Below are 18,111 nucleotides of genomic sequence, written 5' to 3' on the forward strand. Positions count from 1 at the left end.
ACCTCTTTAGAGGTACAAAAAGAGAGTAATTTTGAGAATATTTTGAACTTCAAATTAAAGTTTGACGACAAACTGTATTTAAAGCCATAAAAAAAGCGCCAACATCAACGGCGCTTTTTTAAACTTTTTTGCATCGTACTCATAATCAGCATCGATGAAAAATAGCAATCAAGTTATCGAAACTACTGAGCAGAACGCCCATCATCATGACAGCTATCACATGTTGGTACATCGCCAACATTCATGTCATGTGGTGCGTGACAATCTGCACACATTAGCATTCCATCATGCGGTGCGTGATTATCGTCCATTTCAGCAAGTGTTCCGTGACAGCTTTGACACTGTTCGAACTCATACTCACCATCTGCTGAAGGCTCGCCGTCAGCGTGACAGCTTTCACAACCACCCATCTCAGCGTGGAAATCAGCAAGATTTTCATCTGCGGCAAAAGCATTTGATGACAAAGTTAGTACAGCAAGAGCTGCTGCAAACAATGCTACAAGAATTTTATTGCTCACTATAATACCCTCCATTTGTGATATTCGAGAAAGCTCTCATCAAGTGGCTTTCTTCGATATCGGTTATCAGCACGACATTTATGGCTCAGTTATAAACTTAGCTAACACTGGTTATTTTAGCAACAGCAAAAGTAACCACTAATAACTAACAACTAACAACTGCACCAACCCCCTAATATGCGTCACTCTTTGTATCCGCAATATTAAAGTCGAGGTTATTCTACTCGTTCAAGAGTAAAAAGAAAGCAATAAAAAAGGAGCCACAAGGCTCCTTTTGTTAATCATATTAAGATATTAGCTGTTCTTAAGAGCGCTAATACGCTTATCAAGAGGTGGATGGCTCATTAAGAATTCAGCCATTGAACCTTTACCATTAATACCTAGTGCTGACATTTGTGCTGGCATTGCGCCTGCTTCAGGGCCCGTTTTTAAGCGCTCTAATGCAGCAATCATTTTGTGCTTTCCGGCTAGTTTCGCAGCACCTTCATCAGCTTTAAATTCACGAATACGTGAGAAGTAAGCCACAATCATTGACGCTAAAATACCAAATAACATGTCCATGACGAAAACAACCGCCATATAAGCAAACATACCTAGGCCTTCACCGTCTTCACTGTTGTTAGCTACTACGTTGTTCACGATACCTGCTACAACACGGGCAGCAAAGATAACGAAGGTGTTTACCACGCCTTGAATTAGGGTCAGTGTCACCATATCGCCATTGGCAACGTGGCTAACTTCGTGCGCTAGCACGCCTTCTATTTCGTCTTGAGTCATACCATAAAGTAGACCAGAACTTACCGCGACCAATGCATTGTCTTTGCTTGGGCCAGTGGCAAAAGCATTCATTTCTGGTGATTGGTAAATCGCCACTTCTGGCATTTTGATACCAGCTTGCTCTGCTTGACGAGCAACGGTGTCAACCAACCAACGTTCAGTGTTATCACGTGGTGATGTAATAACCTCACAACCCATGGTCTTTTTAGCCATCCACTTAGAAATCGCTAAACTGATGAATGCACCACCAAAACCAAACATTGCAGCAAAAATTAATAACCCGCTCATGCTTGAAGTGCTCACTCCAAGTAGAGACATAACAATTGAAGCTACTAGCAAAATCGCTAAGTTAGTTCCAATCAATAACATAATACGTAACATTACAACTCCTATCTGGCACAGATGCCGCTTTAAACTTAAATATTGAACCCATCAGTTCGCGTTAATCGCGGTACTGTTTACATTTTTTTCGTCTGTCTTAATCAAACAATCGATGAACACTTAACGACATAATATGTCCTAAAAATTGTTTTTCAAGGGTCGAATGTCAAAAATAGACATAAAATGTCGACTACTTTGAAAAAAATATCACAGCAAGCCTTACCTAACCTGAATGTGTCGCTTGTTTGTCGCAGAGTCTAGGTAGCTTGCATTAATCTAAACTTAAAATTTACACTCATTTACGCCCAAGTCATTAGTTAAGTTATGGAAAGCGATTAATCTTTGTTAATATCGGTGTATACCAGAATAAGAAGTTAATAATTAACCAGTTAAGGATATTTACATGGCTATGAATGCATTGATGTTAAGCAGTTCTCGTGAAGGCAATACCGCTTATTTAGCCCATGCCATTGATTACATCAAACCACTGACAACCCATGCTAAAAAATGGGTGTTTATTCCCTACGCAGGCGTGAGTGTTGACTATGATAAATACCTTGCAATGGTCACCGAAGGTTTGTCACCACTGAATATTGAAGTCAGTAGCATTCATCAATACAGTGACCCGAAACAAGCCATAAAAGACGCAGATGGAATTTTAGTTGGCGGTGGTAATACTTTCCAGCTATTAAACGAACTTTATCGCTACGACCTAATCCATTTAATCAATGAACAAGTCACTAATGGTAAGCCCTATATTGGTTGGAGCGCAGGTTCTAACATCACAGGTTTAAGTATTCGTACCACAAACGATATGCCAATTGTTGAACCTGCATCCTTTACGGGCCTTAAACTGCTTCCATTTCAACTAAACCCGCACTACACCAACTATCAAGCACCTGGTCATAATGGCGAAACTCGAGCACAACGATTACTTGAGTTCACCTTAGTTGACCCTATTACGCCAGTGATTGGTATTCAGGAAGGTACAGCACTTTGGCGACGTGGTGATACTTTAACCTTGGTCGGCGATAAAGAAGCCTATTTATTCCATGGCAAGCAGCAAGAAGTCGTTATCCCTGTCGGCAGTGACTTGAGTAGCTACTTAGATTAAACAAGTTAACGCTTAAGCTATATCAAATAAGCTTCTTCGTTTTAACTTAGGCGGTAAAAACCTAGCGACAATAAAAAAGCCTTAAATTCAAATAGAATTTAAGGCTTTTTTGAACTATTACCAGTTGATTAAGTGGAAATAGTGATAACAGATATCAAATCACCATCACTTAAAACGTGTAGTTCAATTTAACGCTGAAGTAACGTCCAGGTTGGCTATAAGTTTCTTCAGTCACACCTAAGTTGGACATCAGGAATTTTGATTGACCAGCAACATCAGCATAATCGATGTACTCAGTGTCAAACACGTTGAATACCCCTGAGCGTACTGACCAGTTTTCACTTAAAACAAAGTTAGCCGTGACATCAAAGACTGCGTAACCTGCGGTATTAAATACTTCATTGAAATCCATTCCAGGAATATTACCCGGGAAAATATCTAAATCAGTAGTGCGATCCATACTGTCAGCAAAACGCACTGTTAAACCAAAGTCCATTTCGGTATTGGCAAGGTATGTATAGTAATTTACACCCACATTACCTTTAAGCGGGCTAACTGAATTTAAGTAATCACCGTTTTGATCTTCGCCATGAGTGTAAGCAATGTTACCCCAAATTTCGATCTCGTCACTCAGCCACTGACTAAATGACGCTTCAGCACCATACAAAGTCACTTCATCAAAGTTTGTGTATTGGTATTCAAGTGATTGTGGAAGTACACAACCTAAAGGCCCGCCACAGCCAACAAACTCCCAGTCGATATAGTCATTTGCTTGAGTATAGAAAGTGGTGAATTCGTATTGAGTATCGCCGTGATGACCACGTACACCCACCTCGATAGTATGGCTTGATTCAGACTCTAAATCGTAGTTCGCTTGGATCATTACTGGGAATGGCATTTTGCCATCTTTAACTTCAAGCTCACCCCATTTTTGATCTGGCGTAGGCATTTTGTAACCGTAAGCGTACTGAGCATACACATTGACGTTCGGCGTCATGTGGTAAACAAGGCCTAATTTAGGTGACCAAAAACCATCACTCATTTCTTCAAAATCAGCTGGGTCGCGGCCCGCTTCTTCAGCTTGGTTTTGATCTGGCGTGTTTTTAAAGTAATCGTAACGCAAACCTAAAATGGCATTTAACTTGCCATCATAAAAGGTGATGTCATCTTGAATGAAAGCACCAACACGTAGGCTTTTAGTATCAGCAAATGAAAAAGTATCAGTATCTGATGGTGCCCAGTTACCATTGTCATCCATCACTTGGTAATCACGTGGACGGCTCATTTCTGATTGCTCAACATCCACACCATAAATAATGTTGTGGTCATGACCCGTTAGGGATAAAGATTTGCTAAAAGTACTGGCAAAACCTACACGGTATTCATCAAACTGGTAATCTCTGTGCTCATAAATATCACGAGCCTCACCGTTAGCACCATTGTAGTAATCACGCTTCTCACTTTGATCTGTTTTACCGTAATACAAAACGAAATCGACATTGTCGTGAATTACTCGGTCTTTAGTAGAGCGTAAACGTAGCGAAGTGTTTAATGATTGTGTTTGACGATCATAGTCAATAGAGCTATTTCCTGCACTATCAAATGTGTTTTCCCAGCGGTCAAGCTGCTGATTCATATAATCAACAGTTAACTGCAAGTTAGTGTCATCATTGAAGTGATATTTACTTTTAATTAAGAAGCTATCTGTCACCAAATCACTATCAGGAAGTGTTTCACTGTAGTTTTGTTGCTCTTCACCTTCACGACGTTGATACGTCACTAAGTTATCAAAATTACCTGCAGAAAACGCACTGGTAAAACCTGCACTATACTCATCATTCATGCCGGTGTAACCCGCATTAGCTGAGAAGTAGTAATCTTCGCCTCGTAAATAGTCATCAGCATCTTTTGATGTCATCACTAATACACCGCCAAGTGCATCTGAACCGTACATAGTTGATGCTGCAGCTTTTAAAACTTCGACTTGCTTTAAGCCTTCTACTTCAGTTAAACCACGGCCTGTACCTTCAGCACCAGGACCTAATGGTGAAGCATATTGGTTATTTACACGAACGCCATCCTTCACCATCATGACACGGTTGCCACCAATACCACGGATAGTCACCGAGCTTGGTTTACCTGCTCCGCCTTTAACATCAACAGCCGCTTCATTGCGGAACAAAGTTGAAAAATCAGTGCTCATATTGCGGGCAATAGCTTCTTCATCAATAACCACAACAGAGCCAGCAACTTGATCAAGCGTCTGTTCCATACGAGAACCTGAAACAACAATCACTTCATGGAAGTTTGAGATAGATTGTTTAATTTCTTCTTTGGATACGACTTCTTGAGTCTCTGCAACGACCTGAGGCGATAATGCAGCAGCAATTGCAGCACTAATTAATTTAACTGAAAGTGGTTTCATCAACGCTATCCTTAATTAAACCTTAATAGGAATTAATCTCATCTTTAATGGCGCAGGAGTCTACCATGAAGATTTTTTCACATAGCGATCACGATCCCAATATGAGTGTGTAGCGATGAATCTCAAGAATTTTCTTCGCCACTGTTTAATAAATGTAAAAACATAGATTGCTAATGTTTATTTAATTGAAACCAAAACAGCGGGATAGGACAACATTTGCATCAAAATGTATCCTAAAGTCCAACAAAAAATATTGAGGGGTTAACGGTAAACAGATGAAATGCCTTAATGAGAACCTAGAGCCAGCCTAAAAATGCAATGGATAAACTAAAATGATTTTATAATGGATGAAGAATGCAAAAAAAGAGCTAACAGAATTTAGCCTGTTAGCTCTTTTTATTGTCATCATTGTTTATTAAAAACTAATACTGATAAGTTAACACCTTAATCAGTCAGTGCTCTGTGAACCATCAACTGACTGTTTCTCAAGATTAACGCTATGAACATCTTTTAGCTCTTGCTCAGTCAATACACCTCCTCCCAATGAACGGTAAAGGGTGATCATTGATAATAAACGGTCGCGTCTAACTTGGCTCAAGGTTAATTCTGCGTTAAACAAGCTTCGCTGAGCATCCATTAAATCTAACGAGCTCGATACCCCATTACGATACCTCAGCATAGCCAAACGCGTGTATTCTTTTGAAGCTGCTACCAAATCTTGCTGCGCTTCAATAGCAAGCTCTGAGCGCCTAAAGCTATTCATCGCATCATTGACTTCAAAGTATGCCCGAAGCACGATGCTACGATAAGCTAGATTAGCCTGTTTATATTCTTGCTTAGCAATCTCATATTGTGCGGAAATACTGCCAGCATTGAAAATCGGCGCAGTAATGCCCCCCAATAGAGACCAAGTCACGCCTTGGCTGTCAAATATGCTGCTAAGATCATCCGTTTCGGTGCCGTAACTACCGCTAATCGTGAACTGTGGAAAGAAAGCTGTTTTTGCTACACCCACATTAGCGTTAGCAGCTATGAGTGCTTGCTCTGCTGCTTTGACATCAGGACGCTGTGATAACATTTGTGACGGCACACCAACAGCAAAAGTAGTGGGAAATAACTGAATATCTTCTAATAACTCAGTGCCAGTTTTTACCTCTAACGGATAATTAAACTCCCCTAGTAATATTTTCAGCTGGTTTGATTTAGCTTTTCTTTCAAAATCTAGATCGGGCAAGGTCACTTTAGCGCTTTGATATTCCACTTCAGCTTGACGCACCTGTAAGCCTGAAATAACCCCGTTCTTCTTACGCAAACGAGACAAGTCACGTTCTTTTAAACGAATTTCAACAGTATTTAAGGCTATTTGATAGCGTTGCTCGATATCTAACCATTCATAGTAGCGACTAGCCACATCACTAATAAGGCTGATAACTGCTAGGTTTAACGAATCTTGAGCCGAGATAAAATTGGCATATTCAGCTTCACTTCTGCGTCTATTCGCTCCCCAAATATCAAGTTCCCAAGATACAACGCCATCCAGCGTAAACTCATTACCATGGTCAGGATCAGTACTGGTTATTGCACTATCAATTGAGCGTTCAGCGCCAGCTTCAAGCCCTAATGATGGATACAGGGCTGCATCAGTCACAGTAACTTTAGAACGAGCAGCAATTAATCGAGAGCGCACAGTCTCTAAATCTAAATTTTGCGATAATGCATGAGAAATAAGCACTTGAAGCTCTGGGTCTAAATAAAATTCTTTCCATTTAGATAAACCCAAGTTTGTTTGCGACTCTTGGGCTAGGTCATCATGATATTGCTCAGGGATTTCCAGCACTGGCCTTTCATATTCAGGACCCATAGCACAGCTTGATAACAGCACACTAAAACTTATCGCTTGCAAAGCGCTGCCAAACTTATAGGTTAAATGATGCCCTATTGGATAAGACTTTCTCAGTACTTTGCTATTAAGCACAGTAGCAAAACGCTCAAGAGACAAAGAGTTAAGTTGATAACTAGACATTATTCTGCCTCCTTAACGGTTTCTGGCGTTGTGCTTGATACAACCGTTTTGGCTGACACTTTTGATTTAAGCCAACCTGCTGTAGTCACAAAAAATAGCGGCACCATCACAATACCAATCGAGGTGGCGAAAATCATACCGCACAAAATCGGAATAGAAATACTTTGACGACTCACAGCCCCAGGCCCAACGGATAGTACTAATGGTAATACCCCAAGAATAAATGCCATCGAGGTCATTAAAATAGGCCTAAAGCGCATGGTAGCAGCCTCTAAAGCCGCATCAAGTCTACTCTTACCGTCGTTATGTAACTGGTTGGCAAATTCAACAATCAAAATTGAGTTTTTAGCAGCCATACCAATAAGCGCAATAAATGCCACCTGGAAAAACAAGTTACTTTCCATGCCACTAACTAATGTCCCCAATGACGCACCTAACATCGCAATTGGCGCAATCAACAGTACAGCTATGGGAATAGTCCAACTCTCATATAAAGCAGCTAAAAATAAGAATACAAACAGCATCGCTAACGAAACTGCAATGCTCGTTTGATTGGCAGATTGCACTTCTTGATAAGTAATCCCAGTCCACTCGTAACTAAACTCAATAGGCAACATAGGTTTAGCCACTCGTTCAATGGCCTTAATCACATCACCCGATGCGTAACCTTGAGCTGGGGTTGCATTAATCGAGGCACTACTGAACAAGTTATAGTGCGTAACTGCTGCAGGACCTACCGTATAGTCATATTTTGCCAGCACCCCAATTGGCACCATTGCCCCCGTATTTGAGCGAACGTAGTAATCTTTTATTTGCTCAGGGAATTGACGGTACTGCTCTTCAGCCTGTACTTTTACCCGATAAACACGGCCGAATAAATTAAAGTCATTTACCGTCGATGAATCAGTAAAAGTTTTAATCGTGCTGTAAATATCAGCCACATTCACCCCAATTGCCATGGCTTTCGCTTCATCAACGGTAAGATGTAGCTGCGGAATCGCGCTCTGCAAAGACAAACTCGCAGAGGCAATTTCAGGTTGTAGCTTCAGTGCTTCAACCAATTCATCCGCGGTTTCCATTAAGCCTTTAAAGTTCGTCCCAGAAGTATCTTGTAACTCCATTTCAACCCCAGAACCATTACCAAGCCCCGGTACTGCAGATGGTAAATACAGATTAAACTCTGCTTCTAAAATGTTATGTAGCGAAAGACGAATATCTTTCATGACCTTTTGCACAGTTGCATCACTTTCGGCTCTATCAACCCAAGGTTTTAAAATCACCTCAAACTGGCCGTTTGCTTGGTTAGAACCTGAACGTTTATTTTCCCCTGCAAGGGTAAATGAATAAGCAATGGCAGGATGGGATAACACATAGGCTTCGGCTTTTTTAAGCACAGCTTGTGAGCGATTAACGGTTGCGCCATCAGGTAAGGTCATGTCAATAAAGAAACGACCTTGGTCTTCATCAGGCATAAAGCTTGATGGCAGCGTCGACATGATGAAGTAAACACCACCGACCATTAAGGCAAACAACAAATAACTGCGTTTCGCATGCTTAGTGGTTAACGCCACCAACGCAGTATATTTGGTCGTGCTGATATCAAGCTTATCGTTCATCCATTTGAAAAAACCTGAGGTGGGTTTATCACCCGGTCTTAATAACAAAGCACACAATGCAGGAGATAATGTCAGCGCAACAACGGTTGAAATGAGAACAGCGACAGTAATTGCCACAGCAAACTCGCGGTACATAATGCCGGTGATCCCAGATAAGAATGACACTGGAACAAATACAGCAGCCAACACTAAACTGGTAGCAACTAACGCGCCCGACAGTTCTTTCATGGCTGAACGAGTTGCTTCTGCTGGCGATAAACCATTTTCATTCATTAATCGCTCAACGTTCTCGACCACCACAATTGCATCATCAACCACAATACCAATGGCAAGTACTAAAGCTAAAAGACTCACTGTGTTAATGGTAAACCCAAACGCTAACATAGCGGCCAGAGTGCCGATTAGCGACACTGGCACGGCAATGGCCGGGATTAACGTCGCACGCACATTTTGTAAAAACAAATACACCACCAGAATCACTAATATCAGTGCTTCCACCAATGTTTTAACCACTTCATCAATGGAGTTTTCAATAAATACCGAAGCATCAAAAAACACTTCCCAATTCATGCCTTGAGGGAATTTTTCGGCAAGTTTTGCCATCTCGGCTTTAACGTTTTTGGTGACCTGTAATGCATTAGCACCAGGCAATAGGTAAACCTGTAAAATAGTCGCATTAGCGCCATTAAGCTGAGATTGTAAGGTATAAGAGGAAGAGCCTAACTCAATCTTCGCAATGTCACGTAAACGAATGATAGAACCATCATTATTGGCTCGAACAATAATTTCTTTAAATTGCGGCACACTGCTCATACGCCCTGCTGCTGTGATTGGCAGTGTCATGCTCAATGAGTCACTATTTGGCTGAGAGCCAATTGAACCCGCTGGAGATTCTTTGTTTTGTGCTTTTACTGCGTTAATCACATCCGCAGTGGTTAAACCATAACCAGCCATCGTATCGGGTCTTAACCAAACTCGCATCGAATAACTTCGTGCACCAGTATTACGTACTCGGCCAACGCCAGGAATTCGCTTAAGCGCCGATTCAATATTTATGGTGCCGTAATTGCTTAAATAAATCTCATCAAAGCGTTCATCACTTGAGGTTAGAGCAAGCTTTAATAACTCTACTGAGGCTTCTTTAGATACCGATACCCCTTCTGTTTGTACATCAATGGGCAAACTACCAGTCGCTTGCTGGGTAGAGTTTTGCACATCAACAGCAGCGAGATCTGGATTCGTACCCACGTCAAACGTAATAGTGACATTGGCGCTACCAGAGTTGGTGCTTTTTGAACTCATGTAAATCATATTGGGCAAGCCGTTAAGCTCTTGCTCAAGTGGGGTGGCAACCGATTCAGCAGCTGTAGTTGATGTTGCACCTGGGTATGATGCTGACACTTTTACCTGTGGCGGCGTAATATACGGATATTGATCAATCGGCAGCTGAAACATGGCAATTAAGCCTAGTAGCACGATGACAATAGAAATTACGCACGCATAAACAGGTCGATTAACAAAGAACTGAGCCATTATTTTTGCTCCTGTTCTTGTTCTTGCTCCTGTTGCTTAAGCGCTTGTTCTTTAAGAATTACATCTTCTCTTTTAAGGTACTCATCCGCAGTTAATGGCTCAGCTAATTGACCATGACGCACACGATGCATACCTTCAACAATCACCAGTTCTCCCGCTTTTAGTCCGCTTTTGACCACCACGCCCATTTGGCCTTGATGCTCAATCACAATAAAGCGACGCTCCACTTTATTGTCAGGCAGCACCACCATGACATATACCCCGCCTTGCTCAACTTGAGTGGCCTTTTGCGGGATAACAATCGCGTTATTAACTTCATTTAGTTTAATACGAACATTGGTGTACTGACCTGGAAGTAACTCTCTATCTGGGTTTGGTAATTCAGCTCTTACTTGGAATGTACCCGTTTCAGGGTTAACTGATGGGTCAGTAAAACCAACATCCCCTAAAAAACGATACTCACTGTTATCTGGCAGTGTAATGGTTACAAATCCCTCTACAGCTTTACCTTCAGCTTCGGCTTCTTGTTGTTCGCTATAGCTTGTCATACGTCGGCGAGCGTTGAGGTAATCAAGGGCTGACATATTAAAGGTCACGTAAATAGGGTCGACTTGTTTCACTCGGGTTAATAATGATTGACCACTGCTACCGACTAATGCGCCGATATCAACTTCAGAACGACTCACCAGACCTGAAATTGGCGAGGTAATTTGGGTATAGCTAAGTTCAAGTTCAGCTTCTTCTAGCTCTGCTTTACTGGCGGCAAGGCTTGACCTCGCTTGAGAAAGCACCGAAATCGCATTATCAAAATCAAGCTGACTGGTGGCGTCTTGCTCATAAAGAGGCTTTAAGCGCTCAACGTCTCGCTTGGATTTATCTAGCACTGATTGCTGTGACTCAACGTTAGCTTTTAATCTGTTAACAACGGCTAAATAAGGACGATTATCAATGCTATAAAGTAATGCCCCTTCTTTAATCGCACTGCCTTCAATAAAGCTTTTATCTTGTACAAAACCGTCGACACGCGCCCGAACCTCAACATCTAATGACGCTTGAGTTACCCCAACATAGTTACCAAATAAGGGCACAGTTGCAGTGTTCACTTGCTCAACCACCACTAGTTTAGGCGTAATTTTTGGCTCTGGCTTTTCACAGCCTGACAATGTTGCCGCAGCGATAATCACTGCTAACGAAAGTACCTTGGGTGTGAAAGAGGTTGCCATATCTATACCTAAATCCTTTATGGTTATCGCTTTAAATCTGCTGCTTTATTGAACATAAAAACACAAAAAAAACAGCAAGATATTGAAGTTACACTTTAATAACAGTGTATGTTCAATTTTCTAACACAGCAAGCAAAGGTTTGTATAAGTTATCAACAGTGATTAATGAGGTTTATTAGACTATTTCAGTGTGGTTTTATCTGTTTAAAGATGAATGCAAAACAGGTAAATATAATGGTTTTCGATTTTAAAATGTATAAATATCTCGATTTGATAGAGAAGTCGTTATTTTTATTACGTGAAGGGAATCGGGTAACTTATTACTTGAAAAATAACTGAGATCAAAATGCTAGCAAGATAAAGAGGAGTAACTTTTTATTTAAGCGAATAACCTCTGTGTTATCCCCCTAGCACTTTCATGAAAAATATCACCTAAATACAGAGCAAGTCCACTTTCTAACAATTCACTTGGAATGATTACGTCATAAGCCCTAGTGGGAATATCTGTATTTGAATCGATAAATAAATGCCACTCTTTATCGACTATTTTAACGGACATCAACTTAGCAAACGCACCAAACGTTAAAACATAGAGGGCCCTAGTGAGTTGGGCTAGCTATGCTTTATTTAGCACCATAGTCTCTTGTTATGTGTTCATACTCATAGCGTACTCAGCACAACCAGTATGCTCGCAAACATGCTCATTATCTACCTTAAAACCTTGTGATAAATAGAATTGATAAGTTGCTTCATTGTCTTTGTATACGTTTAAAGTCAATTCCGAACATTGTCCTTTTGCATGTGCAATTAATCGCTTACCAATACCTCGACCTTGATGTTCAGGCGAAACAAAAATCGCAGCTAACAGGTTTTCATATAACGAGTAGAAGCCAGTGACATAACCTTCATTTTCGAATACATAAGTCTTCGATGCTGGGATGTAGATTTCACGCATATTTGAGACTTGAGATTCCCAAAACTCTGCTGCGACAAAATCATGAGCTTGTATTGATGCTTTAAGCCAAATATCGAGAATTAACTCGATATCCTCTGATTTGTACTGTCTAATCATTTTCGATTCAACCGATAATAAATTGTAAAATATAGGCTATATGATGCCGAATATGACGGCCTAATAATTGAAGATTTACGACAATTGGGGCTAAAATGTGTAGCGAAGCGAAACCGAGAAAACTGTTAGCATTGTCCTGCTTGAATGACTTGTTATAACCCGCCTACTCAATACTTACAACTTGGTATAGAGCACCAAATTGATTATTTTCGTCTAGTTTTTTCAGAGTCAAAACAACATCAGTAATATCCTGTTCAATTAATGCGTGTTGTCCGTAAATCACTTTAAATGAACCATCAACCACATCCCCTAAAATGACGTTATGGACTCTAGTGTTGAACAGATAAAAAGTTGAGTATGTTGTGCACTCACTATCTCCGAAACAAAGCTTTCCAGATTCCACATTTGTGTTTGTAATAAACTCTAGATCTGCTCGAATCTTCACATCATCACTCGCAAAAGTGAAATATGAAAAAAAGCATAATGTAAGAACAATCAACTTTTTCATAAAGGGTTATAACGCCCGCATAAGGGGCTGATTAATAGTTTGCTAAAATGTGCAGCGTAGCGGAACCGAGCAAACTGTTAGCAGTCCCGTGCTTAATGCGCTTGTTAGGTGTTTTTACGCACAAGCATTTGTTCTTTAACATTGTTTGGAATATTAACCCATGTTGTTTCATTATTTAAACTTAAATTAATACTGCAATTCTTTGCGACTTTGATGATGTGATGAAACCAATCAGAATGACTCCACTCTCTGGGTGGTGGAGATTTAAATGCTTTTAGATTGTTGTCCCAATTTACTTCAGCAGCTTCACGATAAATATATTGGTAGCTAGGGTCTCCGCCACTAGCCAAAACCACTATCAATTGATCATTTTCGAGTATCTCAACTCTCTCGATTACTTCCATGTTCGATAAACACCTAACGCTCCACTTAGCGGGAGCAGACTGCCCGGCTATAATCCGCGAGGCACGAGCGCAGCCGGGCTAGCTGAAATCCGCCTACAGTGCCTTGTTATGTTGCGAAACCTTGTTTTAATCTAGAAGAAATCACCCAGAAAAGCATCAAAGTCATTATAGCTATAGAAATCCATAAATTAGTGAAGCGTTCAATTAGCCCTATAATTGGCGCACTTATGCAGACGATCGAGACAAACATAGTATCTCTTTTCTTAAATCTTGGATCGGTAATGCTCACCAAAATTAATACTACAGCCAATAAGATCGCTGAGTACAACGCAACATCCATTTAACGATGCTCCCTTTTGAATTGACTAGATTTACTTACGGACAATATTCAGCAAGCAACATAACGCCCTGCTCAGCGGAAGCAATTCAGTTGGCTAAAATCCGCGAGGCACTCGCAACAGCCAACTGAATTGCGATCCGCCTGCAGCGCCTTGTTAGTATGCCTGCAGCTCATCGGCACACTTATATGACTCACTAGTTGAAGCAAGCTCAAGCATTCTCTTGTTGAATGCCTCTGCATAGGAAAACGCCTTGGTTATTAAATCATTTGAGGACCCACAAACTGAACTATCAGCACCAACCCACAAAGTTTCCCACTTAGTTTCCAATACTACGCAAACAGTCATCTCAATATCGTCAAATGCAGGACGTGCAGGAGCAATGCCATTAGCTACAGATATAAATGAAACTCCTGACTTATCGAAGGCTAAGTCAGCATCTTCGGAAGCATTGTTTACATAATATCTAGCTTGCTCCGACTCAAAACGGCAGTCATCAGCATATGCAATACTCGACCATGCAATAAACACTAATATGAGGATTCTCATACTACCTCCTGGCATACTAACGCCAGCATAAGGGGCGCATAAATACTTGGCTAAAATTAGTGAGGAACGAACGTAAGCCAAGTGTTTTGCGTCCATTCCTTAATGCTCTTGTTAGGGTTTAATACGGGACAACAGTTCAGCTACTTCTGCAACAACCATTTCTGGTTCATCATTTTGCGGATAGTGATAACTTTTATTTGTTAAGACTGCTTTGCCCTGTGGAAAAGTATTTACCCAGTCCGAGTGCAATTGTCCCCACATATCGCGAGCTTTATCAGTGAAAAATAGAATTGGGGGGGCTGCAAATTTTTTTGTTGAGACTATTACAGTTACTGGGATATCTGGAATTTGGGGGTAATCTGGTAATGGACGTTTTGACCAAAAATCTAGATAATTATTAGACATACCATTTGCAAGATCATCTAGCTTTACTTGGGCGATTTCTTTTTCAGCTAACTCTAAATCAATTTTACGCATTATATCAACATCATGCTCTGAAGCTGGCTCTATCAGCATTAAGGCTGATACTTTTTCAGGGTACGTTGACGCAAAGCGCCTTGCGATATATGCCCCATAAGAATGAGCTACGTAAACGACTGGTTGATCTATTTCTAAAACATCAAGAAGCAAAGATGCTTCTTCGGCATATTCTTCGGAAGTGTAATTCTTTTTAATTTTCTCAGAACCACCATTCCCAATTCTTGAATAGCGAATAACTTTGGTTTTTTGAGCTAGAGTTTCAAAGACTGGATTCCAATCAGATAACCCAGCAGAACCTCCAGCTTCGAGGAAAACTATCCGCTTCCCGCTTCCTTTAATTTCATATTCAACATCGTAGCCTTTTACTTTCACTAAATTTATTTCAGCTTCAGCACTAAAAGCAACCAAAAGTACTAAAAATAACCATCCAGGTTTCACGTACATTCCTTAAACACTAACGCCGCATTAAGCGGACAAAAATAGTGGGTTAAAATGTGTAGCGAAGCGAAACGTAACCCACTGTTTTTGTTCCATTTAAATGCCTTGTTATGTTTTTATTTCATGTAGAAATCTATCCAACAGCCAATTTTCATCATCAGGACAGCTAATTATCCGACACTGCTCATATTCATATTTTTTAAGCTGGCATTTAGATTTATCATCAATTAACGCTGAAGCTAGAAACAACTTCATTTCAACTGATGTCAGGCGTGAATATATTTGTAAAACATATAAGCTTTTTTCACTTTTATTAAATGTTGGCTCACGATCGATCAACTCTATTAGCAACTGGATACTCATCACCAAAGGCTGAATTTCACCATAGTTTTTCTTTATACGATCAATTAATTCAGGCTCCTGCGAATTTTTTATTACATTCCAAAGCCAATCTAAGTAATCATGACCTTTATAAGATTTAGAATATTGAGTTGTATACCCCATTACATATTCAACATGATCTTTAAGTAAAGTCAGAAATATTTGTAAAGCTGACTGTTTACTCTGCTTACGATATGAGTCAATTAAAAATAATAAAGTAATCGCAGCTACTATAGGACCAGTAACTCCGCCCATGTAACTTCCAAATGCTCCCCAATCAACCTGATTATTTGAAAGGCTTGCCTCATGGTGATTAAAATAAAACCAAAACGGGAAAAATGGTGTAAGTAGAATGGCTAAAATATATTTTGTTGAACTCATAAAATCCTAATTTTTAAATATTGCAGATTGTAAAACATAACGCCTAAATAACAGGCTAAGTAATGGTTGGCTAAAATTGTGTAGCGAAGCGAAACGTAGCCAACTGTTACGTGTCCTTGTTGATTTTCTTGTTATGTCTTCAGTCCGCATGACCTAATTATTTATATCAATATCGATACCGAATTTCTTAACTCTCCGCTTGTTGATTTCACTTTCTGCCGCAATTTTCTTTAATGCGGAAACGGAATTAGTTAACAAAGAACTAGGTTCTCCGTCTTTGGAGGCGTAATTACCTAGTTTCAAACAGCTTTCAACATAAAGGGATAAATCAATGCCTTTTGTTTCTTTAAATATTTCATAAAACCCATCTATAGAAGTATCACCTAAAATAGTTATATCTTTATCATTCCAGCCATTCTGCTTTGAAACCCGAGCCAAAACAGATTTAGCAGATTCATCAATGACGTATTCCTTAAATTTACCTTCAAATTTTTCTCTAATTTCTAAATCTGTTACATCACTAGAGAATGGATTACTCATAAAGTCATTAAGATTAAATAGGTTGGGTGTATCTTTTCTACTTTCAATATATTTATCTATTGCAACACTAGCCTTTTTATCTTCACCAAGCTCCCTAAAAAGAGTAACTGTACCATTTAAGTTCATGGGGGAAATATGCTTAGCATTTGCAACTAAGCTTTCAAAAAGGGCTTCAACAACTTCACCTTGATTATTATCAAAATTATGATGGTATAGCTCCCAAGCTTTAGTAAACGAATTTTCAGATTTGGACGCTAATATTTGAGAGTTTTTAACCTCAGACTTTGCTCTGAGCTCCCCTTCCACTATATAACCTGTTTCTACGGCTTTGGCTAAGACAAGATCCAACTCATCGGTAATACCGTATCCGTATTCATGCAAAAGGACTTTCCACTTTTTAGTTTGTTCATCCTCTTCCTTCTTACCACCAATGCCGTATGAGCTATATGATGTTCTAGTGACAAAATCAAAGCTAGGAACTTTATCATTCCCTTTGGAACAATAATAAGCCCATGAAAATAGTACCAAGGAATGAATAACTTGATGCGTTACTTCTACTTCCAGTCCTTTCAGAATTGGAGTAGCAATTGAAACAAGCCTTTCTATTTTCTTTAATACTCGAATATTCTTTATTTCAAGTTTTTCAGAAAGAGTTCTTAAACTCTTTGCTTCATAAGAATCCCCTTCAAAAGCAACCGCAGCACACTCGCGAGCCGTAGGAGAAAACTCCAGTTCTAAATCAATAACTTTTTCTCGGTATTTAAAATAATCATCTAAGCCATCTTCACCGTCATTTAACAAAATGACAATTTTGCATTTCTTTTGCTCTTTTAGTAATGAGATTAAGCCTAGTAAGTCTTTAATGTCTAGACCTTTCCCTTTCCTCTCCAAATCATCAATGCATATGAGAGTTTCCGTAATAGATAGAAATGATAGTGATTCGATTGTCGAGCTGAAATTTTTGATTAATGGCGCATTCCTGAAAATGTTATAAGATTTTCTTGTTAGAGAGTCTGCTATTCCTGTTGTATTTTCTTTAAACGTTTCAATACTTGCCTCAGTACCGATCAAATCTCTTTTTACGGTATTTTCAAAAATGGCATATTTAAAAGCATCTAAAGAATTAATACCGAATAACGAAACATATGAATATCTAGGCAACGCTATAGCATCATCAAACTTATATTCAGATAAGTACTTTTTCCAACTATACGTTTTACCAACTCCCCAAGCACCTTTAATACCCATAACTTCAGGGGTTGAAGAACTAACAAAAAGCTTAACTTGATGTTTCACTATTTCTATAGACATACACTCATTCCACGAAGAAGACATAACGCCTAATTAACAGGCAAAAAATTGTTGGCTAAAATAAGTGAACGGAGTGAACAAAAAGCCAACTGTTTTTTG

Annotated in this window: 14 protein-coding genes and 1 pseudogene; 1 reads left to right on the top strand and 14 read right to left on the bottom strand. The window is 39.7% G+C overall.

Annotated features, from left to right (window positions below; genetic code table 11):
- Positions 1–182 precede the first annotated feature (182 nt).
- Positions 183–518: a tetraheme c-type cytochrome CctA gene (cctA, locus tag QPX86_RS11920; protein ID WP_102529272.1), complete on the bottom strand. Its 336-nt coding sequence runs from the start codon at positions 516–518 to the stop codon at positions 183–185.
- 294 nt (positions 519–812) lie between these two features.
- Complete coding sequence (gene htpX / locus QPX86_RS11925) at positions 813–1,676, bottom strand: protease HtpX (protein ID WP_220754530.1); 864 nt, start codon at positions 1,674–1,676, stop codon at positions 813–815.
- A gap of 403 nt (positions 1,677–2,079) precedes the next feature.
- On the opposite strand from htpX, the gene pepE reads away from it, so the two are divergent.
- Positions 2,080–2,790, top strand: coding sequence for a dipeptidase PepE (pepE, locus tag QPX86_RS11930; protein ID WP_285162828.1), 711 nt, complete (start codon positions 2,080–2,082; stop codon positions 2,788–2,790).
- Between the two features lie 169 nt (positions 2,791–2,959).
- On the opposite strand, the gene QPX86_RS11935 is transcribed toward pepE, so the two are convergent.
- The 12 genes and pseudogenes from QPX86_RS11935 to QPX86_RS11990 form a co-directional block, all read right to left on the bottom strand.
- Positions 2,960–5,215: a TonB-dependent hemoglobin/transferrin/lactoferrin family receptor gene (locus QPX86_RS11935; RefSeq protein ID WP_285162830.1), complete on the bottom strand. Its 2,256-nt coding sequence runs from the start codon at positions 5,213–5,215 to the stop codon at positions 2,960–2,962.
- A 448-nt stretch (positions 5,216–5,663) separates the two neighbouring features.
- Positions 5,664–7,238: an efflux transporter outer membrane subunit gene (locus tag QPX86_RS11940; protein ID WP_285162832.1), complete on the bottom strand. Its 1,575-nt coding sequence runs from the start codon at positions 7,236–7,238 to the stop codon at positions 5,664–5,666.
- Positions 7,238–10,387, bottom strand: a complete 3,150-nt coding sequence (locus QPX86_RS11945) for an efflux RND transporter permease subunit (RefSeq protein WP_220754534.1) — start codon at positions 10,385–10,387, stop codon at positions 7,238–7,240. The genes QPX86_RS11940 and QPX86_RS11945 overlap by 1 nt, the downstream gene beginning before the upstream one ends.
- Complete coding sequence (locus QPX86_RS11950) at positions 10,387–11,610, bottom strand: efflux RND transporter periplasmic adaptor subunit (protein WP_285162833.1); 1,224 nt, start codon at positions 11,608–11,610, stop codon at positions 10,387–10,389. The genes QPX86_RS11945 and QPX86_RS11950 overlap by 1 nt, the downstream gene beginning before the upstream one ends.
- A 379-nt stretch (positions 11,611–11,989) precedes the next feature.
- A pseudogene (locus tag QPX86_RS11955) lies at positions 11,990–12,184 on the bottom strand (DUF7661 family protein); the annotation flags it as partial.
- 72 nt (positions 12,185–12,256) lie between these two features.
- Positions 12,257–12,682 carry an N-acetyltransferase gene (locus QPX86_RS11960; RefSeq protein WP_220754537.1) on the bottom strand — a complete coding sequence of 142 codons (426 nt, stop codon included), beginning with the start codon at positions 12,680–12,682 and terminating at the stop codon, positions 12,257–12,259.
- A gap of 163 nt (positions 12,683–12,845) precedes the next feature.
- A complete protein-coding gene (locus QPX86_RS11965; RefSeq protein WP_285162835.1) occupies positions 12,846–13,190 on the bottom strand; it encodes a hypothetical protein in 345 nt (114 codons plus the stop codon).
- A 104-nt stretch (positions 13,191–13,294) separates the two neighbouring features.
- Entirely contained in the window at positions 13,295–13,594 is a 300-nt protein-coding gene (locus QPX86_RS11970; RefSeq protein WP_285162836.1) for a hypothetical protein, read from the bottom strand.
- A 494-nt stretch (positions 13,595–14,088) separates the two neighbouring features.
- Positions 14,089–14,481, bottom strand: coding sequence for a hypothetical protein (locus QPX86_RS11975; protein ID WP_285162837.1), 393 nt, complete (start codon positions 14,479–14,481; stop codon positions 14,089–14,091).
- Positions 14,482–14,592: 111 nt separating this feature from the next.
- Complete coding sequence (locus QPX86_RS11980) at positions 14,593–15,399, bottom strand: alpha/beta fold hydrolase (RefSeq protein ID WP_285162838.1); 807 nt, start codon at positions 15,397–15,399, stop codon at positions 14,593–14,595.
- Positions 15,400–15,507: 108 nt separating this feature from the next.
- Positions 15,508–16,161 carry a hypothetical protein gene (locus tag QPX86_RS11985; protein WP_285162839.1) on the bottom strand — a complete coding sequence of 218 codons (654 nt, stop codon included), beginning with the start codon at positions 16,159–16,161 and terminating at the stop codon, positions 15,508–15,510.
- Between the two features lie 153 nt (positions 16,162–16,314).
- Entirely contained in the window at positions 16,315–18,012 is a 1,698-nt protein-coding gene (locus tag QPX86_RS11990) for a P-loop NTPase family protein (protein WP_285162840.1), read from the bottom strand.
- Positions 18,013–18,111 lie beyond the last annotated feature (99 nt).

It is taken from the genome of Shewanella goraebulensis (assembly GCF_030252245.1).
Lineage (GTDB): Bacteria > Pseudomonadota > Gammaproteobacteria > Enterobacterales > Shewanellaceae > Shewanella > Shewanella goraebulensis.

What these genes read in the sequence shown, in the direction of transcription:
- QPX86_RS11970 (WP_285162836.1), bottom strand. Translation starts at nt 13,594, where the DNA reads ATGGAAGTAATCGAGAGAGTTGAGATACTCGAAAATGATCAATTGATA.
- QPX86_RS11960 (WP_220754537.1), bottom strand. Translation starts at nt 12,682, where the DNA reads ATGATTAGACAGTACAAATCAGAGGATATCGAGTTAATTCTCGATATT.
- QPX86_RS11950 (WP_285162833.1), bottom strand. Translation starts at nt 11,610, where the DNA reads ATGGCAACCTCTTTCACACCCAAGGTACTTTCGTTAGCAGTGATTATC.
- QPX86_RS11965 (WP_285162835.1), bottom strand. Translation starts at nt 13,190, where the DNA reads ATGAAAAAGTTGATTGTTCTTACATTATGCTTTTTTTCATATTTCACT.
- QPX86_RS11975 (WP_285162837.1), bottom strand. Translation starts at nt 14,481, where the DNA reads ATGAGAATCCTCATATTAGTGTTTATTGCATGGTCGAGTATTGCATAT.
- QPX86_RS11935 (WP_285162830.1), bottom strand. Translation starts at nt 5,215, where the DNA reads ATGAAACCACTTTCAGTTAAATTAATTAGTGCTGCAATTGCTGCTGCA.
- QPX86_RS11940 (WP_285162832.1), bottom strand. Translation starts at nt 7,238, where the DNA reads ATGTCTAGTTATCAACTTAACTCTTTGTCTCTTGAGCGTTTTGCTACT.
- QPX86_RS11945 (WP_220754534.1), bottom strand. Translation starts at nt 10,387, where the DNA reads ATGGCTCAGTTCTTTGTTAATCGACCTGTTTATGCGTGCGTAATTTCT.
- pepE (WP_285162828.1), top strand. Translation starts at nt 2,080, where the DNA reads ATGGCTATGAATGCATTGATGTTAAGCAGTTCTCGTGAAGGCAATACC.
- QPX86_RS11985 (WP_285162839.1), bottom strand. Translation starts at nt 16,161, where the DNA reads ATGAGTTCAACAAAATATATTTTAGCCATTCTACTTACACCATTTTTC.
- QPX86_RS11990 (WP_285162840.1), bottom strand. Translation starts at nt 18,012, where the DNA reads ATGTCTATAGAAATAGTGAAACATCAAGTTAAGCTTTTTGTTAGTTCT.
- htpX (WP_220754530.1), bottom strand. Translation starts at nt 1,676, where the DNA reads ATGTTACGTATTATGTTATTGATTGGAACTAACTTAGCGATTTTGCTA.